The 24,349-nt window shown below is 67.4% G+C and carries 28 protein-coding genes and 1 tRNA gene; 20 read left to right on the top strand and 9 right to left on the bottom strand.

Going from position 1 to position 24,349, the window contains the following annotated elements:
* Positions 1–249 precede the first annotated feature (249 nt).
* A tRNA-Ile gene (locus AWB94_RS26250) sits at positions 250–323 on the bottom strand.
* Between the two features lie 281 nt (positions 324–604).
* Here AWB94_RS26250 and AWB94_RS26255 point away from each other — a divergent pair.
* Positions 605–1,297 (top strand): GntR family transcriptional regulator, encoded by a 693-nt coding sequence (locus AWB94_RS26255; RefSeq protein ID WP_084395026.1) that lies wholly within the window; start codon positions 605–607, stop codon positions 1,295–1,297.
* 27 nt (positions 1,298–1,324) lie between these two features.
* A complete protein-coding gene (locus AWB94_RS26260) occupies positions 1,325–1,549 on the top strand; it encodes a sigma factor-like helix-turn-helix DNA-binding protein (protein WP_131805215.1) in 225 nt (74 codons plus the stop codon).
* Here the strand turns inward: AWB94_RS26260 and AWB94_RS26265 are convergent.
* The gene (locus AWB94_RS26265; RefSeq protein WP_062655315.1) at positions 1,541–2,041 is read right to left on the bottom strand and encodes a DinB family protein; all 501 of its coding nucleotides are present in this window, start codon (positions 2,039–2,041) and stop codon (positions 1,541–1,543) included. The genes AWB94_RS26260 and AWB94_RS26265 overlap by 9 nt on opposite strands.
* A gap of 181 nt (positions 2,042–2,222) precedes the next feature.
* Positions 2,223–3,167 carry an alpha/beta hydrolase gene (locus AWB94_RS26270; RefSeq protein ID WP_062655316.1) on the bottom strand — a complete coding sequence of 315 codons (945 nt, stop codon included), beginning with the start codon at positions 3,165–3,167 and terminating at the stop codon, positions 2,223–2,225.
* A 107-nt stretch (positions 3,168–3,274) separates the two neighbouring features.
* Between AWB94_RS26270 and AWB94_RS26275 the strand changes: the two genes are divergently transcribed.
* The 18 genes from AWB94_RS26275 (at position 3,275) to AWB94_RS26360 (ending at position 18,159) form a co-directional block, all read left to right on the top strand.
* Positions 3,275–3,691, top strand: coding sequence for a DUF732 domain-containing protein (locus AWB94_RS26275; protein WP_062655317.1), 417 nt, complete (start codon positions 3,275–3,277; stop codon positions 3,689–3,691).
* Between the two features lie 130 nt (positions 3,692–3,821).
* Entirely contained in the window at positions 3,822–4,655 is an 834-nt protein-coding gene (locus AWB94_RS26280; protein ID WP_062655436.1) for an SDR family oxidoreductase, read from the top strand.
* 81 nt (positions 4,656–4,736) lie between these two features.
* Entirely contained in the window at positions 4,737–5,627 is an 891-nt protein-coding gene (locus tag AWB94_RS26285; RefSeq protein ID WP_062655318.1) for a helix-turn-helix transcriptional regulator, read from the top strand.
* A gap of 146 nt (positions 5,628–5,773) precedes the next feature.
* Positions 5,774–6,448 (top strand): cupin domain-containing protein, encoded by a 675-nt coding sequence (locus tag AWB94_RS26290; protein ID WP_062655437.1) that lies wholly within the window; start codon positions 5,774–5,776, stop codon positions 6,446–6,448.
* Between the two features lie 115 nt (positions 6,449–6,563).
* Positions 6,564–7,163 carry an Rv1733c family protein gene (locus AWB94_RS26295; protein WP_131805216.1) on the top strand — a complete coding sequence of 200 codons (600 nt, stop codon included), beginning with the start codon at positions 6,564–6,566 and terminating at the stop codon, positions 7,161–7,163.
* A 264-nt stretch (positions 7,164–7,427) separates the two neighbouring features.
* The gene (locus AWB94_RS26300) at positions 7,428–8,411 is read left to right on the top strand and encodes a sugar-binding transcriptional regulator (protein WP_062655438.1); all 984 of its coding nucleotides are present in this window, start codon (positions 7,428–7,430) and stop codon (positions 8,409–8,411) included.
* A 7-nt stretch (positions 8,412–8,418) separates the two neighbouring features.
* Positions 8,419–8,802, top strand: coding sequence for a transcriptional regulator GutM (locus AWB94_RS26305; RefSeq protein WP_062655320.1), 384 nt, complete (start codon positions 8,419–8,421; stop codon positions 8,800–8,802).
* Positions 8,803–8,853: 51 nt separating this feature from the next.
* Positions 8,854–9,489 (top strand): PTS glucitol/sorbitol transporter subunit IIC, encoded by a 636-nt coding sequence (gene srlA, locus AWB94_RS26310; protein WP_084395027.1) that lies wholly within the window; start codon positions 8,854–8,856, stop codon positions 9,487–9,489.
* Between the two features lie 12 nt (positions 9,490–9,501).
* Positions 9,502–10,110, top strand: a complete 609-nt coding sequence (locus tag AWB94_RS26315; protein ID WP_084395028.1) for a PTS glucitol/sorbitol transporter subunit IIB — start codon at positions 9,502–9,504, stop codon at positions 10,108–10,110.
* Between the two features lie 27 nt (positions 10,111–10,137).
* Complete coding sequence (locus AWB94_RS26320) at positions 10,138–10,515, top strand: PTS glucitol/sorbitol transporter subunit IIB (RefSeq protein ID WP_062655321.1); 378 nt, start codon at positions 10,138–10,140, stop codon at positions 10,513–10,515.
* Complete coding sequence (locus AWB94_RS26325) at positions 10,512–10,907, top strand: PTS glucitol/sorbitol transporter subunit IIA (RefSeq protein ID WP_062655322.1); 396 nt, start codon at positions 10,512–10,514, stop codon at positions 10,905–10,907. Before AWB94_RS26320 ends, AWB94_RS26325 begins: the two co-directional genes overlap by 4 nt.
* A 21-nt stretch (positions 10,908–10,928) precedes the next feature.
* Complete coding sequence (locus AWB94_RS26330; RefSeq protein WP_062655323.1) at positions 10,929–12,251, top strand: NAD(P)H-dependent oxidoreductase; 1,323 nt, start codon at positions 10,929–10,931, stop codon at positions 12,249–12,251.
* A 31-nt stretch (positions 12,252–12,282) separates the two neighbouring features.
* A complete protein-coding gene (locus AWB94_RS26335; RefSeq protein ID WP_062655440.1) occupies positions 12,283–13,293 on the top strand; it encodes a thiamine pyrophosphate-dependent dehydrogenase E1 component subunit alpha in 1,011 nt (336 codons plus the stop codon).
* The gene (locus tag AWB94_RS26340; RefSeq protein ID WP_234811891.1) at positions 13,290–14,321 is read left to right on the top strand and encodes an alpha-ketoacid dehydrogenase subunit beta; all 1,032 of its coding nucleotides are present in this window, start codon (positions 13,290–13,292) and stop codon (positions 14,319–14,321) included. The genes AWB94_RS26335 and AWB94_RS26340 overlap by 4 nt, the downstream gene beginning before the upstream one ends.
* Complete coding sequence (locus tag AWB94_RS26345; RefSeq protein WP_062655324.1) at positions 14,321–15,586, top strand: 2-oxo acid dehydrogenase subunit E2; 1,266 nt, start codon at positions 14,321–14,323, stop codon at positions 15,584–15,586. Before AWB94_RS26340 ends, AWB94_RS26345 begins: the two co-directional genes overlap by 1 nt.
* A 41-nt stretch (positions 15,587–15,627) precedes the next feature.
* Positions 15,628–17,028 (top strand): dihydrolipoyl dehydrogenase, encoded by a 1,401-nt coding sequence (lpdA, locus tag AWB94_RS26350; protein ID WP_234811892.1) that lies wholly within the window; start codon positions 15,628–15,630, stop codon positions 17,026–17,028.
* Positions 17,029–17,051: 23 nt separating this feature from the next.
* Entirely contained in the window at positions 17,052–17,309 is a 258-nt protein-coding gene (locus AWB94_RS26355; RefSeq protein ID WP_062655326.1) for an HPr family phosphocarrier protein, read from the top strand.
* Positions 17,310–17,373: 64 nt separating this feature from the next.
* Positions 17,374–18,159 (top strand): IspD/TarI family cytidylyltransferase, encoded by a 786-nt coding sequence (locus AWB94_RS26360; protein ID WP_062655327.1) that lies wholly within the window; start codon positions 17,374–17,376, stop codon positions 18,157–18,159.
* Positions 18,160–18,169: 10 nt separating this feature from the next.
* Here the strand turns inward: AWB94_RS26360 and AWB94_RS26365 are convergent, their stop codons facing one another.
* The 6 genes from AWB94_RS26365 to AWB94_RS26390 all read right to left on the bottom strand — a co-directional run bounded on the left by AWB94_RS26365 (position 18,170) and on the right by AWB94_RS26390 (position 24,343).
* Entirely contained in the window at positions 18,170–18,436 is a 267-nt protein-coding gene (locus AWB94_RS26365; RefSeq protein WP_062655328.1) for a hypothetical protein, read from the bottom strand.
* 63 nt (positions 18,437–18,499) lie between these two features.
* Positions 18,500–19,228 carry an IspD/TarI family cytidylyltransferase gene (locus tag AWB94_RS26370; RefSeq protein WP_264022614.1) on the bottom strand — a complete coding sequence of 243 codons (729 nt, stop codon included), beginning with the start codon at positions 19,226–19,228 and terminating at the stop codon, positions 18,500–18,502.
* Positions 19,229–19,271: 43 nt separating this feature from the next.
* Complete coding sequence (locus tag AWB94_RS26375) at positions 19,272–20,642, bottom strand: metallopeptidase TldD-related protein (protein ID WP_084395029.1); 1,371 nt, start codon at positions 20,640–20,642, stop codon at positions 19,272–19,274.
* Positions 20,639–22,168, bottom strand: coding sequence for a TldD/PmbA family protein (locus AWB94_RS26380; RefSeq protein WP_062655329.1), 1,530 nt, complete (start codon positions 22,166–22,168; stop codon positions 20,639–20,641). The genes AWB94_RS26375 and AWB94_RS26380 overlap by 4 nt, the downstream gene beginning before the upstream one ends.
* Positions 22,169–22,194: 26 nt before the next feature.
* Positions 22,195–22,662, bottom strand: a complete 468-nt coding sequence (locus AWB94_RS26385; RefSeq protein ID WP_062655330.1) for a GreA/GreB family elongation factor — start codon at positions 22,660–22,662, stop codon at positions 22,195–22,197.
* Positions 22,663–22,837: 175 nt separating this feature from the next.
* Entirely contained in the window at positions 22,838–24,343 is a 1,506-nt protein-coding gene (locus AWB94_RS26390) for a PucR family transcriptional regulator (protein ID WP_062655331.1), read from the bottom strand.
* Positions 24,344–24,349: the final 6 nt, after the last annotated feature.

The raw sequence follows: 24,349 nt of genomic DNA on the forward strand, positions 1-24,349 counted from the left end.
CTACGCTCAACGACAGAGACCAGCCGCCGGCTGAGTTCTCACATCAGGAAGTCTCCGGACTCGCCGGGGCGACTCAGTCACCGACCACCGCCAACACAGCCTGATACCGCTGCTCAGCCACGCTCAACTCCCTCATCTAGGGAGTGTCAAGGATCAACCGAAGCAACTGACAAGCATCAGCCGAAACAACGTCAACCATCAGCCGGAATAGAAATGTCACCCATCAACCGGGGTAATACACAGATCAAGTGGGGCGGGCGGGGCTCGAACCCGCGACCAAGGGATTATGAGTCCCCGGCTCTAACCAACTGAGCTACCGCCCCTGTCGCGCATCGGCGCGACAGGCATCTTCGCACGTGCCAAGGCCACGAGCGATGGGCGGGTTACACACCCGGACGGTCGGTCAGTACATCGCGGCGCTTCCGCTCACGCCGTGCTACGACACCGCGCTGTTCCAGCGCTGAATCCCCTTGATTCTGGCGAATACAGCACATTCCCAACATAGCTGCTCAAGAGCATCAAACCGATGGAACAGCAATCAATGCGGCGTTCGGCGACAAGTTTGCTGTATACAATTTTTGTAGATCGTATCCAGGGAGCAGCTATGGGAAATGAGAACGCCGCAGGCCGCGTGGCGTCGGTGCTGCGGGCCGAAATTTTGCAGGGGGACGTTGCGCCGGGCGCGCGGCTGTCCCAGCAGGGCACGGCCGAGCGATTCGGGGTCAGCCGCATTCCGGTGCGTGATGCCCTCGCCATCCTCGCCGGGGAGGGACTCATACGTCCCAGTGCCAACGCCACCGCCGTCGTAACCGGAATGTCGGTCACGGAGCTACAAGAACTCTACGAACTGCGCCAGGCGATCGAGCCTCTGGCCACCCAGCTCGCGGTCCCGAATGTCGGCCGGGCAGACATTCTTTCGATGCAGCACCAGCTCGATGTCATGCGCATACAAACCGACGCCCGCCGGTGGCTGGCGGCTAATGCCGCCTTTCATGCGGCCGTCTATCGACGAGCCAACCGGCCCCGCATGATCGAACTCGTCGAACAACTGCGGCGCCTGACCGACCGGTACATGTACGTCCACCTGGAAGTCATCGGCCAGACCGAGCACCTCGATGCCGAGCACCTGAGCATCCTGGATGCCGTGGAACGGGGCGACGCCGTGGCAGCAGGGCAGCTCACACGCGACCACCTCGCGTCGTCACACGACTTCATCCTGACCTACATGCTCGAAATGCAGGGCGCCGCCAACGGTGACGGCGCCGAACCAGCGAGCGGCCGTGGCCGCCTGAGCTAGACGGTGATCACCATTCACGTCGTTGGCGTGCCCACTGACAACGCCGCGTCGCAACCGGACCGGGCAACGATTGTCGCCGCCTTGCGGTCACTGCCACCCTTGCATCGTGACCTGATCCGCCGAGCCCATTTCGGCGGCTACACCACCCACGACATCGCCGCCGACCTCGGCCTGCCGGAACCCGTGGTCAAGTGCGAGCTGCAATGTGCACTACGCATCATGAACCGATTCGTTCGATCGGCCTCACACTGAACCCAAAGTGGTTGCCGCATCCAACTGTTCGCGAAGGATGTCACCGTGACCGGCGTGCCGGGCGAACTCCTCGACCATCGCGAGCAACGTCCATCGCATGCTCACCGTGCCCTCGCGCGGATTGTCCCTGGTGTCGTCGAGCCCGAACCGTGAGGCGATCTCCCGCGATCGCCGGCTGGCACGTTCGAATTCTGCGATGACGTCGGACAGCGATTCGTGGTCGGCCACGGCGAAGGTGCCTTCGTCGCGTTCGGAGTAGCCGTCGCAGTCCTGGGCTTCCAGACCCGCCCAGAACCGCTGGAACCAGATCCGTTCCGCCGCCGCGGCATGCTTGATCAACGAAATCGGCGTCGTCAGCGACGGCACCAAGCGCCTGTGGGCGTCACGGTCGGATAAGCCCCGCACCGTCTCGATCAGGGCCCGCCGATTGCGGTCGAGCAGGCACTCGATCACAGCGCGCTCGGTACCACTGGTGATTCCGTGTTCGGACATGAGGAATTCCTTCTGTCAGTTGGTGTTTGACGAGCCGAGGATCCACAGAGTCGTCCACACGACTCGGCAGGATTTTCAGAGAACGGGTGAATGAGTTCCACCCATAGACCGGGGATGCGACGCATCTACCCGGCTCGTCAACTATGCCACGCTATCCCGCCGCGGCACCACCACTATGACGTCAGAGGCTGCTCAGCCTGTGCAAACGGTCGGCGATGACTCGCTGCGATACCGCCGCCTCCGCCGCGAACGCCTCGAAGGCGTGCGGGCAGCCAGGCAGTACGCGCAGTTCGGTGGGAACACCGGCATCGATCAGGCGGCGCGCGTACTCGATGTTCTCGTTGCGGAAGATGTCCAGATCGCCGACGTCGATATAGGTGTCGGGCAATCCCGCGAGATCGGCTGCGCGCGCCGGCGCGGCGTACGGCGACACGTCGAGACCGCCGGCCGCATCACCGAGCAGGGCGCCCCACCCGGTGCGGTTGTCGTCGTAGTTCCACACCAGATACTCCGGCGCCAGTTGCGGATCCGGCTCCACGGTCCGGTCATCGAGCATCGGATAGATGAGGATCTGCTGGGCCAGTGCCGGTCCGCCCCGATCGCGAGCCAGCAGGGCGACCCCGGCGGCCAGACCACCACCGGCACTGTCACCCATCACCGCGATCCGCGCCGGGTCGATGCCCAGTTCCGCGCTGTGCTCGGCCAGCCACACCAAACCGGTGTAGCAGTCCTCGACCGGTGTGGGGTGCGGATATTCCGGAGCGACCCGGTAATCGACCAGCAGCATCGACACACCGCTGCCCGCCGCATACGCCCGCATCGCCTGGTCGTAGACGGGCAGCATCGGCAGGATCATGCCGCCGCCGTGCAGGTACACCACGGCGGCTCCGGACGGCGACGCACCGGCGAACCAGGCCAGGCCGATCTCGGCGCCGTCATGCGCGGTCACGGTGTAGTCAGTGCGCTCGATCCCCGGCGTGGGTGTCTGGGTTTCGGCGAGCAGCGCGAACAGTTCGGCGCTGTTGGCTCTGCGGGTGGCGACGTCGCCCACCGGGGGCGTCACCGCATCTGCACTGGCGAATCGGCTGAGACCGTCGAGAACCTGCGGATCGATCTTCAACGCCATGTGGCCATCCTAGACGGTCGCCCGCACGATGCTTCGGCGGCCCGGCAACGGCAACTCGAAGCGAAGCATCAACGACACCAATCGATTTCCGAATACACTGCGGTCTCATGAGCGCGCCCCGCGGTGACAAGCCTGCCCGCAAACGAGTCATCGCAGTGGCCGTCGCCGTGAGCCTGGCGGTGATCGCCGCGGCGGTGGTGCTCGGCGTCCGTTGGATGCAGGATCGTCCCACCGTCGCGCCGGCGCCGCCCACCACGGCAGAAGTGACTCCGTCCGGCGAGCTCTCCCCCGCCCAACTCGCCGAGTACGACCAACGCCTGATCACCACGCTTCGATCCAAGGGCCTGGCGATCGAGAATCCGCGCATGACGGCCCGCGACGCGCACCTGCTCTGCGCACGTCTGCAGGGCGGGCAATCGGTCGAGCAGGCCAAGCGCGATTACGCCCAGGTGATCCAGGGCGACGTGACCGTCGCGGAGGTGTTCGTGTCGACGGTGATGGCGATCTACCCCAGCTGTCCTTGACGGTCCACGGTTCCACCAGGGCCATCAGCGGTCTCGCGGCATCGCGCCACAGGAATTCGAGGGTGGCTCTCGCAGTACCTGTACCGTCAGGGTCTGCCCGATGTCCAACACGCCTGTCAGCCTGGACACGATGAGAGACAACGAATCCACCGCCCATACCGACCTTTTCGGTCTGCGCGGGAAATACGCACTGGTCACGGGTGGCACCAGGGGCATCGGCCTGATGATTGCGCGTGGACTAACTCAGGCAGGTGCCCGCGTCGTGATCAGTTCACGCGACACGCACGCATGTACACAAGCACAGCAACACCTGTCAGCATTCGGCGAAGTTCGCGCGATCCCCGCTGACCTATCCCGTCATGACGAATGTCAGCGTCTTTCCGACCTCGTGACCTCCAAATCGAAGCGACTGGACATCCTTGTCAACAATGCAGGAGTGATGTGGCGCGAGCCGTTGGCGACATTCCCGGACGAGGCGTGGGACACGGTGATCGACCTCAACCTCAAGTCGCCGTTCTGGCTAATTCAAGCGCTGCTGCCCGCTCTTCGCGAGGCCGGCACCGCCGATGATCCCGCGCGGATCATCAACGTCGGCAGCATCGCCGCCATCCACGTCGCCCAAGCTCCCAACTACTCGTACGCCAGTAGCAAGGCGGCGCTCCATCAACTCACCAGGGTGCTTGCCAGAGAACTGGGACCGCAGCACATCACGGTGAACGCGGTCGCGCCCGGAGTGTTCCCATCGCAGATGATGTCATCCACCCTCGATGCCATCGGTGACACGATCGCGGCAGCCGCACCGCTGCGCCGGCTCGGCCGTGATGACGACATGGCAGGTACCGCCGTCTTTCTCGCCAGCCGAGCCGGGTCATATCTGACCGGCGCCATCATCCCGGTCGACGGCGGCGTAGCGACGACCGCAACGGGCACACCCGGGGTTCTGTCGGCGTCCGCTGGGCAGTGAACCCTGCGTGCCAGTTCTCGACAGGTGTCGGGGTACCCGCAGTGCCTCCCTCGAACAGCGGGACGGGCCTACGGTGAAGGCATGGCCACAATGGATCTGCGCACCGAGATCCGCAACTTTCTCAACTCACGTCGCGCCCGCATCACACCGGAGCAGGCGGGCTTGAACGCTTACGGAGGCCACCGTCGGGTGAAGGGCCTGCGGCGCGAAGAGGTGGCGCTGCTGGCAGGAATATCGGTCGACTACTACGTGCGCATGGAGCGTGGCAGCCTCGCCGGTGCCTCCGACAGTGTGCTCGACGCGTTGGCCTCTGCCCTACAACTCGACGAAGCCGAGCGCGAGCACCTCTTCCAGCTGGCACGCCGATCCCGAGGGCCGACCCGTCGACACCGGCACGAACCAGCCGTGACGGTGCGCCCTCCGTTACAACAGGTACTCGACGCCATCACCGATGCGCCGGCGTGGATTCGTAACAGCCGATACGACGTGCTCGCGATGAATCGTTTGGCCCGCGCGCTGTACGCACCGATGCTGGCCGACCCGCGACGGCCCGCAAACACAGCTCGGTTCGTCTATCTACGTCCTGAGACGGCCCAGAAATTCCTGGTCGACTACCACCAGATCGCCAGGGACGCGGCCGCCAAGCTCCGGATGGAAGCTGGCCGCAACCCGAACGACAAGGACCTGATTGCCCTGATCGGCGAATTATCGACGTGCAGTGAGCTATTCCGGCAGACATGGGCATCGCAGGACGTCCGGCTGCTTCGGTCCGGACGTAAGCGATTACACCATCCGGTCGTGGGTCAGCTCGATCTGGACGTCGAGTCCTTACAGCTGACCGACCCCAATCTGCACCTCAACGTGTACACCGCGGCCGCGGGCACGCCGACCGCGGACGGTCTCGCACTACTGGCGTCGTGGGCGGCTACCCAACAGATGTCGTCGACGGAATCTCACGCGCTCAGCGAGTAACTCCGACCGCTTCGTTAATCGTGCGAACGGCCACTCCCACGTCGACGGCGACGCTGTCCCTGACCCCCACAGGTTCCCGTTAGCCGGTAACCAAGTTGGCCGCTGGCCGGGACGCGGTGGGATTCGCCGGACTGTTTCATCGTGTCATGACATTCAACCGGCGACTCTTCCTCGGTGGCGCGGGTGCCGTCGGCGCCGCAGCCGCGGGCGGGTTCGGGCTGGACCGAGCGCTGTCTCCCGAGACGACCACGGAGGATCATTCGATGACCATGAGCGACAACCGTTTCGGCGATCCGCGTATCCCTGCTGAGACGATCACCAACCAGTCGCACCTGTTCCGTCTCGGCGCCATGGCGCCGCTGACCTTCGACGGCGGCAGCCTGCGCCAAGCCAGTGAGGACAACTTCCCGATCCTGGCCGGCCAGCAGGCCAGCGCCGCGCTGGTCACCTTGGTTCCGGGCGCCATCCGGGAACCACATTGGCATCCCAGCGCCTGGGAGATCAACGTCGTCACCGCCGGCACCGCGACGTGGACGGTGCTGGATCCACAAGGCAACACCCAGGACTTCGAGGCACACACCGGCGATCTGGTGTTCGCCCCGCAAGGATCGCTGCACTACTTCGAAAACCGGGGTTCCGAGGACCTGCAGGTGGTGATCGTGTTCAACGCCAGCACCGCCGAAGGCAAGGACGACATCGGCATCGGTGCCGCGCTGACCAAGCTGCCGGCTCGCGTTCTGGGCGCGGTGTTCGGCGTGGACGCCACGACCTTCGACGGCTTCAAGAAGATCGACAGTTCACTGACCATCCTGCGGCCGTGATGGCACCGGCACCGCGATGTGAGATTGCCCGCAGGGACCGATTTTGATGCCGCTGTCCAAGTTGGGCGGTGCCAGACTGTTTTACATGGCCGTTACATGGGAATGGTCCTGAGCAGTGACCACACGACACCGCCCGCTCTCGACATGGCTGCGATGCCTTGCCGGCCGCCACCCGCTGTCGCGGCGGACCGACCGCGTCCAGGCTCGCGTGTTGGCACTGGCCATCGTGGTCGCCGTCATCGCCATACCGATGTGCGTCGTCCCCGCCCGCGCCCATCAAGCTGCGGTGCTCAGCCGGGCCGAGGCGCAGCTTCGCACCCTGCGGCCCGTTGATGCCGTGGTGCTTCCGCCCGCGACGACGGCCTCGCCGTCCCGCATGCCGAGCGCCTCACGCACGGTGCGCGTGCAGTGGAAGGCCGCCTTCGCGGACCGAACGGCCGATGTGCAGACCCGCGCCATCGCACGGCCCGGTGATCACATCCGCATCTGGCTCGACGAAAAGGGCGACCCCACCGCCGCGCCGTTGTCGCACACCGATGCCGCGAGCCAGGCCGTCGCCTACGGCGTCGCGATCTGGGTTTCGATCACCGCCGTCTGCGCCGCGCTCTATCTGCTGGTGCGCCACCTCCTCGACCGTCGTCGTCTCGCCGCCTGGGAGCACGAATGGCGACGGGTCAGCACCAGCGACGGCGGTTGGGCTAACCGCGACCGCTGATGCGGGTTGCCGTTGGGCGATCAACGGCAGAGCCTGAGCAGCTCCTGGCGCCATGCCGCCACACACACCGCACCGGACTCGGCAAACGCCGCCGACGGCACGCCGAAGCAATGCGCGTTGTCAAACGTGAACCTTTGTGCACGCCTGTGCCTTGATTGATGCCACTCACGCAAAGATCCAGTTCACTTCGACCCTTGTTTATGGCGTGGGTCACATGATAGAACCATGTCTGTCAGATGTGACAGTGATGGAACGGATGTGACGATGGTTGCAGAGCGGGTCCGGGAGGACCTCGTGAAAGCGGCTCGGATGTACTTCCTCGACGGGGCCTCGCAGCAGGAGATCGCCTCGGTGCTGGGGACCAGCCGGTCCAACGTGTCACGGATGCTGGCCGCCGCCCGGGAACAGGGCATCGTCGAGATCCGCATCATCGACGGCACCGAGCGCCGCGACACCCTGGAGGCCGAACTCAAACAGCGATTCGGCCTGCACGACTGCCAGGTGGCCGCCCACACCCCCGGTTCCACACCCGCCCAAACGGTTTCGAAGCTGTCCTCGCAATGGCTGTTGGACAACATCCAGGACGGCCAGCGCCTGGCGCTGTCATGGGGCACCGCGCTGCAGGCGATGGTGTGGTCGGTGACCGCCAGTCGGCAGTACGACGTGGAGGTTGTCCAACTCGTCGGCGGCCTGTCCGCGGTCGACGCGGGAGTCACCGGTCAGGAACTGGTGCGGGAGTTGGCAACCCGGCTCGGCGCCCGGTATCGCTACCTGCACGCTCCGGCACTGGTAGCCAACCTCGGTGCGGTCGAGGCATTCCTCAGCGAACGCTCCGTGTCCAGCGCCCTGGATGCCGCGAAGTCCGCCGACATCGCCTTCGTCGGCGTCGGCACCTACGGCGACAGTTCCTCGGCGGCGATCATCGACGCGATGGCGCTCAGCCCGGCCGACCGCGCCGAACTGGACGCCATGTCCCCCGCCGGCGATATCTGCGCCCGCTACTACGACATCAACGGTGCGCCGGTGGCCTCACGCGCGGTGCACGACCACGTCATCGCCGTCGACCTCGACGACCTACGCCGCGTGCCGATGGTGGTGGGCGTGACGTCGGGCCGGGTGAAGGCCCCCGGCCTGGTCGGCGCATTACGCGGCGGCCACCTCGATGTCTTGATCTGCGACGAGGCCGCCGCCCGCGCGGCGCTGGCCCTCGACGCCGCCACCCCTCGACTCGGTACGGAAGGAATGTGAGACCTCGATGATGACTTTCACCCTGGTGTTCGCCGGCCTGTGGGCCACCCAGATGCTGATGAGCTGGTGGCAGTCCAAGCGATTCCTCACCGACATCGCCACCCTCCGCAACCGGGGTGTGGTGTTCATCGGTCGCGGCAAGCGGCGCGGGCTGCGCGCCTACGTCGCCCTGGCGCTGCGCGACGGCGTGGTGACCGATTCGCGAATCCTCAACGGCTATACCGTATTTTCCCGTGCCAAGGCATGCCCCGAGTTGATCGGGAGGACGGTCGGCGAGCTGACCGAAGGAGCCGTCGGCGGGCTCGATCACCGGACCGCCCAGGCCGTGACGCACGCGGCCACGCTCTATGTCCAGCACAACGCCCGAAAGCGGAACGTTGCGGCGGCCTGACGCTAGCCGGCCTTCGAATCCCCCTACCCATCACTCTCAGACAGGAACGACATGTCCATTGCCTTTGGGCTGACTCTGCTCGCAGAGGAGGCACCGGCGCCACCCAGTGGTTTCAACGGAGTGCTGGCGGGTTGGGCCGAAGCATTCATCGGCATCTTCAAAGCGGGAGCCGAAACGTTCGTCGGCCTGGTCACCGGCATCATCCCGCTGCTGATCGTCCTGCTCACCGCCGTCAACGCCCTCATCCGGTTGATCGGCACCGAACGGATCGAGAAGGTGGGTGTCATCGCCGGGCGGCCAGGGATCCAGTACCTCCCGTTGCGTTATCTGGTGCTGCCCGTGCTGTCGATGTTCTTCCTGACCAACCCGATGGCCTACACGATGGGCCGGTTCCTGCCGGAGCGCCGCAAAGCCGCCTTCTACGACGCGGCGGTGAGCTTCTGCCATCCGATCACCGCGATCTTCCCGCACGCCAACGCCGGTGAGTACTTCGTGTATGCCGGAATCGCCGCGGGCATCACCAAATTGAACCTGCCGGTGGCCGATCTCGCGGTCCGCTACTTCTACGTCGGCCTGATCGTCATCCTGCTGCGCGGCATCGTGACCGACCTCATGGTCGGCATCTTGACCCGACGTAAGGAACGCCAACAAGGCTCCCCCACCACCGCCGCCCCTTCCCCGGCATAAGGACCAACGACCATGAGCGAAATCACCGCTGACGCCACACATCAGGGCAAAGCCTCGCCCTCCGCGAAGACCCGGGGAGCCTTCGACAAGATCGCGGGCGGACTGACCGGGCTGGGCCGGGCGGTCGGCAACGTCGTCAACGTCTTCTACCAGTCCGGCCGCGAGACGATCGACACCGTCATCAAGAACGTGTTGCCGTTCATCGCCTTCATCGCCTTCTTGATCGGCTTCATCCAAGCCACCGGGATCGGTGACTTCATCGCCGAACACCTGGCACCGCTGGCGTCGGGCCTTCCTGGCCTGCTGCTGATCTCCGTCATCGTGTGTCTGCCCTTCCTGTCGCCGGTGCTCGGCCCCGGCGCGGTGATCGCCCAGGTGATCGGCACCCTGCTGGGTGTCCAAATCGGCCTCGGCAACATCCCGCCGCAGTACGCGCTGCCCGCGCTGTTCGCCATCGACGGCCAGGTGGGCTGCGACTTCATCCCGGTCGGCCTCTCGCTGGGCGAGGCTGAACCCGAAACCGTCGAGATCGGGGTGCCGGCCGTGCTGTTCTCCCGCATGATCACCGGCCCCGCCGCCGTCGTCATCGCGTACTTCGCCAGCTTCGGCCTGTACTCGTAACCCCCACCGCCAGAAAGGAAACGACCCATGACCGACTACAAAGCAGTAAAGGTCACCAAAGGCCGCAATGGATGGGGAGGCCCGCTGGTCATCAAACCCACCGACGACCGGCCACTGATCTACTCGGTGACCGGCGGCGGCATCCACCCCGTGGCGCAGCGCATCGCCGAGCTCACCGGCGGTGAGGCGTTCGACGGATTCCGCAGTTCAGCCCCCTTCGACAAGGTGGCTGTCGCCGTGATCGACTGCGGCGGGACCGCCCGCATCGGGGTCTACCCGATGAAGAACGTGCTGACCATCGACATCAATGCCGCCACCCCGTCGGGGCCGCTGGCCAACTTCATCAAGGAGACCAACTTCGTCTCGCATGTGGGTACCGGCGAGATCGAAGCGATCGATCAGTGACCGACGTGCAGGCGCAGATCGTGCGCTACTCCACCACCGTCACCCAGGTCGGTTCCCTGGTAGCCGATTTCGCCGAGAAGGGCATGCTCATCTTCTTCGGCGAGAACGCGCCGGTCGAACTGCACGATATGAGTGTCCTGCACCGGCCCGAGGTCGCGGACGGCGGACTCACCGTCGGGGACGTGCTCGTCCTCGACGACCAGGAGTTCCCCATCCTCGCCGTCGGCCATGTCGCCAACCAGAATCTGGTGAACCTCGGCCACATCGACCTGAAGTTCAACGGTGAAACATCGCCACCGTTGGGCGGCGACGTCTGCCTACCGAACATCACTCCACCGATGCTGTTACCCGGCAGCACATTCCGTGTGGTGACCCGAACACCCACCGCTTAGACCAGCCCTTAAGGAGTTCCCGTGAGTTACACCGAACGTCTCATCGCCCGCCAGAACGAACTGGGCCGTCCCATCCGCGTCGGCCTGGTCGGTGCCGGGCAGATGGGTCTGGGCTTCATCGCCCAGGTGGGCCGTATCGCCGGCATGCAGATCGCCGCCGTTGCCGATGTCGTTCCCGGGCGGGCCGCCGACGCGCTGCGCAAAGCCGGTGCCGAGCCGCAAACCGGTAGCGAGATAGCACAACTCGCACAGGCCATCGAAGCCGGCGGCACGGTCGCCGTCGAAGACGCCGCGCTGCTGACCGCGCTTCCGGTCGACATCCTGGTCGACGCGTCCGGGGTCCCCGAGGTCGGGGCGCAAGTGGCATTCAGCGGTCTGCTCGCCGGCAAGGACATCGCCCTGCTCAATGTCGAATGCGACGTCACCATCGGGTATCTGCTGTCCTCGATCGCCAAACAAACCGGGCGCATCTACAGCGTGTGCCGGGGCGACGAACCTGCCGAGGCCAAGCGGCTGGTCGACTTCGCCCGCGATCTGGCCTTCGAGGTGGTCTGTGCCGGCAAGGGAAAGAACAATCCGTTGAATCCCCATGCCACGCCGCAGGAACTGACCGCGGAGGCCAACAGCAAGCACATGAACCCGAAGATGCTGTGCAGCTTCGTCGACGGCTCCAAGGCGATGATCGAGATGGCCGCGCTGGCCAACGCCACCGGCCTGGAGGTCAGCACCCGCGGGATGTACGGACCGCCGTCCAGCATCGAGGAACTGTCCACCACCTTCCGCACCACCGACGACGGGGGCGTGCTGGACCGGGCCGGGGTCGTGGACTACTGCACCGGCGACGTCGCCCCCGGCGTGTTCGCGATCGTGCGGACCCCGGACGACATCGTCGCCGACGAGATGACCTACCTCAAGATGGGCCCGGGTCCGTACTTCACCCTGTACCGGCCCTACCATCTGGCCAGCATCGAGGCGCCGCTGACCATCGCCGAGGCCGTCCTCGACCGCAAGGCCAGCCTCGCGCCGTCCCATTGGAACGCCGAAGTGGTCGCCGGAGCCAAACGCGACCTGAAGGCCGGCGACAGGATCGACGGGATCGGCGGCACCACCGTGTACGGCGTCATCGAATCGGCCCAGGCGACAAAGGATCAGGACCTGGTGCCACTCGGCCTGCTCGAAGGCGCCACGCTGCTGCGGGATGTCCCCGCCGACGCCGTGATCACCGCCGACGACGTCGAGCTGCGCCCCGGCACCACCATTGCCGCGCTCCGCCAGCTGCAGGACAAACTCCTGGCCGGTGTTCCGCTGCCGATCGCGATCGCCGGCGGCGCCCATGTCGCCTGACACCTCGACCCTCGACGTGAAAGGCGAAACCATGACAACCGAATCAACCACTGCCCCAGCCAAACTGGTGGCCGATGCCGCGCTGTCCAGACGGGTGCTGACCACCATGTGGGAGATCCGCCGGTTCGAGGAGGCCGTCGACGACCTGTTCGCCCGCGGCCTGATGCACGGCACCATGCATCTGTCGATCGGCCAGGAAGCCGTCGCCACCGGCGCCTGCCTGGCGCTGACACGCCAGGATCTGATCACCTCCACCCACCGCGGGCACGGCCACTGCATCGCCAAGGGCGCCAAGCTCGACCGGATGATGGCCGAGCTGCTGGCCAAGGAAACCGGCTACTGCCGGGGCCGGGGCGGCTCCATGCACATCGCCGACGTCGACACCGGCAACCTGGGCGCCAACGGCATCGTCGGCGGCGGAATCCCCATCGCCGCCGGCGCAGCGCTCGCCCAGAAACTCCGCAACACCACCAACGTCGCGGTGAGCTTCTTCGGCGACGGCGCCACCAACGAAGGCGCCTTCCACGAGGGCCTCAACCTGGCCGCGGTGTGGGCACTGCCCGCGGTGTTCATCTGCGAGAACAACGGTTACGGCATGTCCATGTCGAGTGCGCTGTCGATGGCCGTACCGCGGGTCAGTGACCGGGCGGCGGCCTACGGGATGCCGGGCGTCACCGTCGACGGTAACGACGTCCAAGAGGTCTTCGACGCCGTCAGCGAGGCCGTCGCGCGGGCCCGGGCCGGACACGGGCCGACCCTGGTCGAGGCCGTCACCTACCGGTACAAGGGACATTCCAAGAGCGACCAGAACCTCTACCGCACCCGCGAGGAGATCGACGCGTGGCGGGCCAAGGACCCCATCGGCCGGTTCGAGGCCGCCGTGCTCGAGCACGGCACCTTGTCCCAGGACGATATCGAGACGGTGCGCGCCCAAGCCCGCGATGCGATCCGCGCGGCGATCAAAGCCGGTAACGAGGCCGCCCCATCCCGCGCCGACGAGCTGCTCTCCGGCGTGTACGCACCAGTACAGGAGTCAGCGTGAGCACGTCCACCACCGTCGAACTCGACGCCACCGGCTCCGAGGGCATCACCGAGATGTCCTATTCCGACGCGGTCCGCGAAGCGCTGAGCGTCGCCATGACCGAGGACGAACGGGTTTTCGTCCTGGGTGAGGACATCGGTGTCTACGGCGGGGCGTTCGGCGTCACCAAGGGACTGCTGGAGAAGTTCGGGGCCGACCGCATCCGCGACACGCCGATCTCCGAGCTCGGCATCGTGGGTGCGGCGGTGGGCGCAGCGATGTGCGGCATGCGTCCGGTGGTCGAGATCCAGTTCTCCGACTTCACCAACCAGGCGATGGACCAGATCGTCAACCAGGCCGCCAAGATTCACTTCATGCTCGGCGGCGCGGCCAGCGTCCCGATGGTGCTGCGCGCCCCGTCCGGATCCGGAACCGGTGCGGCGGCTCAACATTCACAGTCACTGGAAGCCTGGTTCGCCCATGTTCCCGGCCTGAAGGTGGTCCTGCCGGCCACCGCGGCCGACGCCAAGGGCCTGCTGCTGTCCGCGATCGACGATCCCAACCCGGTCATCGTGCTCGAACACAAGCTGCTCTATCGCACCAGCGGGCCGGTGCCCGCCGGAAACACGCGGGTTCCGTTGGGTAAGGCCGCCATTCGGCACGAGGGCGACGACCTGACGATCGTGGCCACCGGGGTGATGGTCGGCAAGTCGGTGGAGGCCGCCAAGACGCTGGCGGCCGAAGGAATCGGGGTGACCGTGGTGGACCCGCGCACCCTGGTGCCGTTCGACGAGGACACCGTGCTGGACGCGGTCCGGGCCACCGGCCGGGTACTGCTGGTCCAGGAGGCACCGATGACGGGCGGATTCGTCGGCGAGATCGCGGCCCGGATCGCCGGCTCCGATGCCATCTACAGCCTGCTGGCCCCGATCAAACGGCTGTGCGGCCTGGACGCACCGATCCCGTATGCGCCGGAACTGGAGAAGGCCAGCGTGCCGCAGCTCGACGATATCGTCACCGCGGCACGAGATCTCGTGAGGACAAGCTGATGCGGGAAGTTCCCCTGGTGATGCCCAAGATGTCGATGACGATGACGGAGGGCACCTTTCTGGTGTGGCGCCGGGAACCGGGCGAGGCCGTCAAAGCCGGTGACGTCGTGTGCGAGGTGGCCAGCGACAAGGTCGACATGGAGGTCGAGTCACCGGTGGAGGGCACGCTGTCACGGCTGCTCGCCCAGCCCGATCAGGTGTTGGGTGTCGGTGAGCCGTTGGCCTATATCACCAGCGACGCCGACGATCTGCTCGACGGGCTGTTCGACACCGGCCCGGCACCCGCAGCCGAACCAGACCTGGTGACAGTGGGCGCCGCAGTGTCACCGCCGCCGGCGGCCACTCCCCCGTCACGGCGCGGGCCCCGGCCGGCCGTACCGTTCGCCCGGCGCAGGGCAAGTGAATTGCACGTGGACATCGAGTCCGTGGCCGGCTCGGGTCCCGACGGTCTGATCACCGTCGGCGACGTCGAGAAGGCGGCGCTCACCCCCACCGCCAACGGCAGCACGACCGCACCCGCACCCGCCGTACCGGCGGCGGCTCCCGCGATCGGCGACCGGGATGTGTACGGCGAGACAACGGTGCAGAGTCTCAGCCGGATCAACAAGGTCTCGGCGGCCGCGCTCACCCGATCCTGGACGACCATTCCGCACGTCACCCAGCACGACTCCGCCGACATCACCGACCTCGACGCCTTCCGGCGCGAACTCGACGCGGCGGCCAAGCTGGACGGCGGCCGGGTCACCCTGCTGGCGTTCCTGCTCAAGGCGGTGGTGTCCGCGCTCAAGGCCCACCCACGGGTGAACAGTTCGCTGACCGCAACGCAGGATGCGTTGGTGCTCAAGCACTATTACCACCTCGGCGTGGCGGTCGACACCGCGCACGGGCTGGTGGTCCCGGTGCTCCGGGACGTCGACCGCAAGGGCATCACCGAGCTGAGCCGGGATCTGGCCGACGTGTCGGCGCGGGCCCGCGACGGCAAGCTCTCCGGTGACGATGTCCGCGGTGCCACGTTCACGGTGTCCAGCCTCGGTGGAATCGGCGGCACCGCGTTCACGCCGATCGTGAACAGTCCCGAAGCCGCGATTCTCGGTGTCTCCAAGAGCCGGACCGAACCGGTATGGGACGGCGAGCAATTCGTGCCGCGGCTGATGCTGCCGTTGAGCCTCTCCTACGACCACCGCATCGTCGACGGTGCCCTGGCGGCGCGGTTCACCAGCCATCTGAGCCATCTGCTCGGTGACGTGCGCCGACTGCTGCTCTGACCGTTCGCCGGCCCGGCACACCCCCCACAAGGAGAACCACCATGTCCGGCATGGACGACACGTTCGACTTCGATCTGATCGTGCTCGGCGGCGGCAGCGGCGGCTACGCCGCGGCGTTGCGGGCCGCCGAGCTCGGCATGCGCGTGGCGATCATCGAGAAGGACAAGCTCGGCGGTACCTGCCTGCACCGCGGCTGCATACCCACCAAGGCCCTGCTGCAGTCCGCCGAGGTCGCCGAGACCGTGCGGGAGTCAGCCCATTTCGGCATCCAGGCCAGCCTGGACCACATCGACACCGACGGGGTCCGCAGGTACCGGGACGGTGTCGTCGACGCATTGTTTCGCGGCCTGTCCGGGCTGGTGGCCGGCCGCGGCATCGCACTGATCGCCGGCACCGGCCGGCTGACGTCACCGACCACGGTGACGGTCACGCTGCCCGACGGTGGCGAGCGCACTCTGGCCGGTGCCCATATCGTCGTCGCCACCGGGTCGGTGCCCCGCCACATCCCCGGCGTCACCGCCGACGGTCGGCGGATCATCACCAGCGACGATGCGCTGAACCTCGACGCGGTCCCGCGCAGCGCCATCGTGCTCGGTGGCGGCGCCATCGGTTGCGAGTTCGCCACGGTGTGGCACGCGTTCGGTGCGGACGTGACGATCGTCGAGGCCTTCCCGCATCTGGTACCGCTGGAAGACGAGGCGGCCGGCAGGTCGCTGGAGAAAGCGTTCACCCGCCAAGGCATTTCGCTGCGGCTGGGAGCCAAGGTCACCGATGCGACGCCCTCGGCCGAGGGGGTTACCGTGACCCTCGACGACGGATCGGCCCTGTCGGCCGACCTGGTGCTGGTGGCGATCGGTCGGGCACCCGTCACCGAGGGCATCGGCCTGGAAAACGTCGGTCTCGAAACCGACCGTGGGTATCTCAAGGTCGACGAGCACTGCCGCACATCGGTACCGTCCATCTTCGCCGTCGGTGATGTGATTCCCACCTTGGCGCTGGCCCACGTGGGGTTCGCCGAGGGGATCATGGTGGCCGAAACCCTCGCCGGCCTGAACCCGGCTGCCATCGACTATCTGGGCATCCCGCGAGTCACCTACTCACATCCCGAAGTGGCGTCGGTGGGGTTGACCACCAAGGTGGCCACCGAGCGCGGCTATGAGGTCGACGAAGCCGTGTACGACCTGGCCGGCAACGGCAAGGCCCGCATCCTGGGGGCGTCGGGCATCGTGAAAGTCGTGGCCGCCAGGGGCGGTCCCGTGCTCGGCGTGCACATGGTCGGCAAGCGCGTCGGTGAACTGATCTCCGAAGCCCAGCTGATCGTCAACTGGGATGCCCGGCCCGACGAAGTGGCCCAACACATCCACGCCCACCCCACGCTGTCGGAGGCCGTCGGGGAAGCGCACCTCGCGTTGGCGGGCAAACCGCTGCACACCCATAGCTGATCACCACACCGGAAAGGGATCCCATGCCGAACAAGACCGTCACCGTCGGCTCATCGGTCGGGCTGCACGCCAGGCCCGCCGCCATCATCGCCGAGGCGGCCGTCAACGCCGGCGTGCCGGTGACCCTGGCCCGCGACGGGGGTGACCCGGTCGACGCGGGCTCAGCCCTGATGATCATGACGTTGGGCGCCGGTCCCGGCGCCCAGGTCACGGTGACCGCCGATGACGACGACACGGTCAACTTGATCGCCGACCTGGTGGCTCGCGACCTCGACGCCTGACCGGGCACCTCCCGCACGTTCCGCTAGCATGCTGTGACCGGAGCGAGCGGGAGGAGGTGGACCGGTGGCGAATCAGAAGTTCGGCAACGTCGGGCTGCCTCATGCGCGGCTTCCCCGGTGGCACAGCACCACCGCCACCCGGAGTCACGGCCGCCAGCGACCGGACTGGGCGCTCATCGTGCCGATCCCGGCCTCGCTGACCACCAACCGGGAGCTGCTGTTCACCCGCTTCGGCGATACCGTGCCGCTGGTGCAGTGCCTGCAGAGCCGGATCGTGGCCGGACGTCCCGACGCCGACGCCGTCATCGCGGTCGCCGAGGCGCTGCATGCCGACGTCAAGGCCGTGCTGGCCGCCCATGACGTCCAGGTCACGGTGACCTCGGTACCGGGTGCGGCGACCCGGGAGGATTGCCTGTCGGCAGCGTTGGCGCAGGTCGCCGACGCGGTGGAATACGTGCTGGTGCACGATATTCGGCGGCCGTTGGCATCCACCGATCTCGCCGACCGGGTATTGGACGGGCTGCGCGCCGGCAACGATGTCGTCGTTCCCGCGCTGGCGATGGTCGACAGCGTCAAAACGGTCGACGCGGCCGGCGCCGTGACCGAAACGGTGGACCGGTCGCGGCTACGTTCGGCCCAGTACCCACGCGGATTTCACCGCGAGCATCTGACCGCGATGCTCGCCGCCGTCGAGCCGACCGACGATTTCGACGAGCTCACGCTGGCGCGCCGCGCCGGAGTGACACCCGCCGTCATCGACGGGGATCCCGATGCGTTCATCCTCGACATCCCCCGCGATATCGAGCTGGCCGACGCGATCCTCGGCTGCCGCCTGGCCCAGCAACGCTGAGCCATTCGACTCAGCCCCGCAAAACGGTGACGATCTCGCGCAGGATCTTCACCGGCTGGCTCAGTACGGCCCCGGGCAGCGCCACCAATGTCTGCACCGGGTGCCGGCGCAGCCGATTCACCCACCGGCCCGGTTTCGACAACACGCGCTGTTCCAGATCGTGGATGTAGGCGTGCCGCAGGTCATGTTCGGGATGGTGCCGCTGCACGCCGCAGTTGCCGCATTCGGTGGACACCAGCAGTCGGCCGGCGTATCGCAGGGTGTGCTCGGTCTCCAAACCGCACTCGCTGCACCGTAATTGCGCTAACTCACGTCCCTCCATCAGTGGCCTTTCAACTCGTCACGTGAGCCGGTGATGGGCGCCGGCGAGCAGCCGCTCGGCCAGGAACAGATCCTGGGAGAAGGTCACCTTCATGTTCCTCGGGTCGCCCTGGAAGGAACGCACTTCGATATCGGCGAACTTCTCCACGCTCGAGGAGGTGTCGGTGCCTTCGAACTGTTCGGCGTCGGCGGCGTGATAGGCGTGCAACAGCGGCAGCGCCTGGAACGCCTGCGGTGTCTGCACACGGATATGGCGGTCCTCGGGGCGAAGGTCACCGAGGTTCCCGGCCTCGTCCATGGTGACCAGATCGCGGACCTCCACCCCGGGCACCGCGCCGCCGAACTGACGGGCCACGGTGATCGCCGAACGCATCATGCCAGGACCGGCCAGCGGGCGGGCGGCGTCGTGGATGAGGACGATGTCGAGGACTCCCGCTTCGATATCGGCGGCCAAGTATTGCAAAGCGCGGTACTCGGATTGGTGCCGTGACGATCCGCCGTCGATGATCTCCACCGGCAGATCCGGCACCTCACGGTCGAGGGTGCTGGTGGCCCGCCCGCGATCGTCGGCCCGGATCACCAGGATGGTGCGCACCAGTTCGGGAACCTCGGCGATCGAACTCAGCGACCACGACAGCATCCGCCGGCCCGCCAAGGGCAGATAGGCCTTGTTGCGGTCGGCGCCCATCCGGGTGCCGCTGCCGGCGGCGAGCACGACGGCCGCCGCGCCCGGTCGCGACTTTCTCACCACCGATCCACCCTAGACCACCGCCAGATCCGGGTGTGGGCCATCATTGCGCTTGACTCACCGAGGACATGTGGAAATCTGGGATCCGCAACGACGGCATGGTGGCCCGGGTGGCCCAGTCACCCCACTCGCGTGGCAGGGTCGACTCGCTGACCCCGGCCTCGGTGGCCCGGCGCAGCAGGTCCAGCGGGCTTTCGTTGAACCGGAAGTTGTTGACCGCGGCGGTCACCTCGCCGTCCTCGATGAGGTAGACGCCGTCGCGGGTCAGGCCGGTGAGCAGCAGCACCGCCGGGTCGACGGTGCGGATGTACCACAACGTGGTCAGCAGCAGGCCGCGCTCGGTGCCCGCGATCATGTCCACCAGCGTCGCCGTGCCGCCGGTCATCAGCAGGTTCTCCGCCGGAACCGTCACCGGCGCACCGAATTCGGCCGCGGCCGAGCGGGGGTAGGCCAACGCGTTGATCACACCGTCACGCAGCCAGTCCACCCGGCCGATGTCCAGCCCGTTGTCGAAGACGGACACCCGCTCCGAGGAACTCGGCACCGCCACGAACGGCTGGCATTCCTGGCCGGGAGCCTGCGGATCGGAGTACAGCGTCAACGGCAGGTCGGTGAGCTTCTCCCCCACCCTGGTACCACCGGGGGCCGACAAAGCGGTACGGCCCTCCTGCGCGCCTCGCCCGTCCATGCTCCAGCCCAGATAGATCATCATGTCGGCCACCGTCGACGGCGGCATCAGCGTCTCGTACCGCCCGGCGGGCAGCTCCACCGTCTTGGCCGCCCAGCCCAGCCGCAGCGAAAGCTCTTCCAGCAGAGCGTCGGTGGGCACATCCACATAGTCGGCGGTGCCCACCCCGGCCCACGAGCTGGCTCCACCTCGTTTGGCGTTGATCTCCACCGAACCGGTCGGCTGGGTGTAGCGGCGCCGCACACCGGCCGAGGTCGCGACGAACGTCGTCTCCAGCACGTGCCGCGCATACCCGTACAACGTGTCCGGCCCACGGAAGCCACGCCCCAAACTCGTTGCCACATCGGCGAACACATCGGCCCCGGTAACCGGGACGGGAGCATCCCAATCGGCGGGAGCAGCATCGGCGGGCAGTGCGGGCGCGGCGTCGCTGGCCGCCGGCGCCGCCTGGGCCGCGTCCTGGGAGGCCGCCACCAAGCCGGCGATCGCCGACGGATCGACCTCCGCGGAGGTCACCGACCCGACGTGGGCGTCCTCACCGCGGCGCACCACGGAGATCACCGTGGTGGTGCGTCCGCGCGATTCACCGTTGGTGGTCATGGAATTGCCGGCCCACCGCAACGACGCGTCGGACCGGTCGGTGACGATGACGGTGGTCTCGTCGGCCTTGCCGCGCCGGGCCGCCTCGGCGAGCACGGCGTCGACAACGTGCTGGGTGCTATTCACGCCCGCCCCGATTCCGCTTGTGTATTCAGCACATTCACTCCTCGGAACAGGGCCGACGGGCAACCGTGGCTGACCGCGGCCACCTGCCCCGGTTGGGCCTTACCGCAGTTGAACGCCCCGCCCAGCCGCCAGGTCGACGGCCCACCCACCGCCTCCATCGAACCCCAGAACTCGGTGGTGGTGGCCTGGTAGGCGACGTCGCGCAGCTGGCCGTCCAGCCGGCCGTCGGTGATCTTGAAGAACCGCTGGCCGGTGAACTGGAAGTTGTAGCGCTGCATGTCGATCGACCAAGATTTATCGCCGACGATGTAGATGCCGTCGTGCACCCGGGCGATCAGGTCGGCGGTGCTCAGGTCCTCGGCGCCGGGTTGCAGGGACACGTTGGCCATCCGCTGGATGGGTACGTGGTGCGGCGAATCCGCGTACGAACACCCATTGGAACGCGGTACACCCAGCCGCGGCGCGAATACCCGGTCCAGCTGATAGCCGACGAAGATCCCGTCGCGCACCAGGTCCCAGCTCTGCGCGCGCACCCCCTCGTCGTCGAAACCGATGGTGGCCAAGCCGTGTTCGACCGTCCGGTCCGCCGTCACGTTCATCACCGGTGAGCCGTAGGCCATGCTGCCCAGCTTGTCCGGGGTGGCGAACGACGTGCCCGCGTAGGCGGCCTCATAGCCGATCGCCCGGTCGTATTCGGTGGCGTGCCCGATCGATTCGTGGATGGTGAGCCACAGGTTGGACGGGTCGATCACCAGATCGGTGGGGCCGGCGGTGACGCTGGGCGCCTTGACCTTCTCGGCCAGCAGCGCCGGCAGTTCGGCCAACTCGGTGGTCCAGTCCCACACGCCGTCGTCGACCACCGCCTCCCAGCCGCGCGCCATCGGCGGCGCCAGCGTCCGCATGGTCTCGAAGGTGCCGGCCGCGGTGTCCACGGTGACGGCCTCCAGTTGCGGCTGCACCCGGACGCGTTGCTGGGTGGTCGAGGTGCCGAAGGTGTCGGCGTAGAAGCTCTGCTCCTTGACCGCCTCCAGGTGTGCCGACGCGTGGTCCACCCCGACCCCATCAGACCGGCCGGCAAGCAGCCGCTGCGAGTAGTCCGCCAACCGGGCGATTTTCTCCGACGCCGGCACCGCGAAAGGATCGATCACGTAGTCCGACACCCAGTGCAGATCGTGGTAGACCGGCTCGGCGGCCAGCTCGATCCGCTCGGCGTTCAGCGGTGCCAGCGTGGTGGCCACCGCGACCGCCCGGCGCGCGGTGTCGGCCGCGGTGCCCGCGTCGAGCGCGGCATGCGAAGCGAAACCCCAGGTGCCGTCCACGATCACCCGCACCGCCAGCCCGACGTCGCGGTGCACCACCGAGGATTCCAGCTCCCCGTCGCGTAGCGCGATCACCTCGGTGGTGATGCGGTGGATGCGCAGGTCGGCATAACTGGCACCGGCCGCGCGGGCCGCCGTCAGGGCGGCGTCGGCGAGCGCCTGCCGAGGCAACGCCAGGAAGTCGGGATCGACACTTCGAGCTGTCACGGTTTCCTACCGTAGCGGCAGGTTTGTCACCTCATGTGCAACCCGTACGGCACCGCCGCCAGCAAGGTCACGACCTGGGTGTGTCCGGTGGGCAGCCGATACTCCCGCCGTTCCCCGGGCCGGGCACCGCTGATCGCCTCGCCCAGAGGTGATTTCGCGGAGTAAACCTCGATGTCGCCGTAGTACGCACCCCGGACACCGAGCAGGAAGGTCTCGGTCTCGCCGTTGTCCTCGAAGCGCACGGTGAGCACCATGCCCAATTCGGCGACGCCGTCATCGGGCGGGTCCACCCCGACGACGGCGTTGGAGAGCATGTCGTGGATCTGCTGGATGCGTCCCTGCTGGGCACGCCGCACCGCGACGGCGTTGCTGTCGGGGGCATCGCTGTCGTCGTCGACGGCGTCGACGGAGCTCCAGCCCCGCAGCACCGCCAACTCGTGCAGCAGCCGTTCGTGGGCTTCCGGGGTGAGCCATACCGGTGTGGCGGCGGTCATCGGACATCTCCTCCTGCGTCGGTGATTGTCGTCAGGGGCGGGTCACTGCTCTCCGCCCCTGACGACGGGGATAAGTGGGCCCCCGGGGTCGATAGGCCCATCATGGAGCGCCGCCTCAGGCCCGGCGCTGCGATATCCGACAAAACAGGGAGGCCAGATTGTCGGCTCCGAACAATCAGTAGTCGGCGGCGGCGAGTTCGATCGCCATCGCCAGCCGCTTGCCGGGATCATCGAGGTCGACGGTGGTTACCTCGGCCATCTTGCGCAGCCGGTAGCGGATCGTGTTCTCGTGCACACCCAGCTCGGCGCCGGCCCGCGCCGGGTCGCCCTGGGCCGCCAGCCAGGCCCGCAAGGTGGCGACATACGGGGTGCCGTGCACGTGGTCGTGATCGATCAGTTCGGCAACCGGACCGCGCCGCGGGCCGCGCCCGGCGGCGGCCGCCGCGCGTAACCGCCGCAGCACCAGGGCGTCCCACGATTCGTCGTAGGCGGGCGGCGGTCCGCCGGCCGCACCGGCCTCGTGCAGGGCCAGGCACTCGTCGGCCTCCGACCGGGCCGCGGCCAAGTCCGTGGCGTCCGCGGGCCCGCTGATCCCGGCCAGCACCGTGCTGCGCTCGGGTAACGCGGCCCGCAGGGCGGCCAGCCACTGCCGTGCCCCGTCCACCGTCTCGCCCGGCAGCACGGTGTACACCGTGTTGTCCGCCAGCGCGCTGCGGCCGGGCCGCGACCAGCCGAAGCCGGCGGTCGCCTGCTCGAAGGCGACCAGCAGGGCGGTGTGCCGGTCCGGTTCCAGCCGGGCGCGCAGCGCGATGACACGCAACGGGCCGGGCGGCAGGCCGACCCGGCTGGCGACCGTCGTCGCCTCGGTGCTGCCGTCGAGCAGCCGCAACACCGAGTCGGACTCGACCTGGCGTTCCAGGTCGGCGCTGGCTCGCGACCGCAGCAGGTGCAGCGCGACCACCCGGGCACCGTCGACCAGGGCCGCGCGCGCCGCCCCCTCCAATTCCGCGGGGCAGCTCACCCACACCGACCCCAGCAACTCGCGCCCTACCCGGGCCGCCGCCATCATGCGCCCCGTCATGCCGTGCTCGGGATCGGACGCGATGAACAGCGGCTCGTCGGAGTCGGCGAGGTGTGCGAATACTCCCCGGCGGGTCAGGGCGGCGTGCAGCTCGGCGGGCTGCTGCCTGCGCAGGATGGTCTGCACCCGGGCCTCGTCGGCATCCTGTTGCATGCGCGAGTACGCCAGGCACTGCGCGTGCCGGTCCTCGATCACCACGGCCCCGCCGATCGCCGCTGCCAGGCTGTCCGCGAGGGCGAACAGATCCGTTGGGCCGCGACCTGATTCGGTTTCGCGGCCTTCCAGCACCAGCCCGTACACCACGCCGGCCAGCTCACTCCACGGCAGCGTCGGGTCCACCAGCAGCACCGCGACTCCGTCGGGCGGCTCGGCCTGGGTATCCGGTTGGTCGGACCGCACCAGGACCACCGCCGCCTTCGCCACGGCGGCCCAGTCCAGCGCCTCGGACACCGAGGTGGCGCCCAGGGCCAGCAGCACGTCACCGGTGACCGCTTCTGGCACCACGACGCTACGCAGCTCGGTTGACCGCGGCACGCCGCACAGCCGGGCCGCGACACCGTACCCGCCCACCACGTTCACCAGGCGATCCAAACTGATCACGACCGC

It is taken from the genome of Mycolicibacterium canariasense, from assembly GCF_002101555.1.
In the GTDB taxonomy this organism is placed as follows: domain Bacteria; phylum Actinomycetota; class Actinomycetes; order Mycobacteriales; family Mycobacteriaceae; genus Mycobacterium; species Mycobacterium canariasense.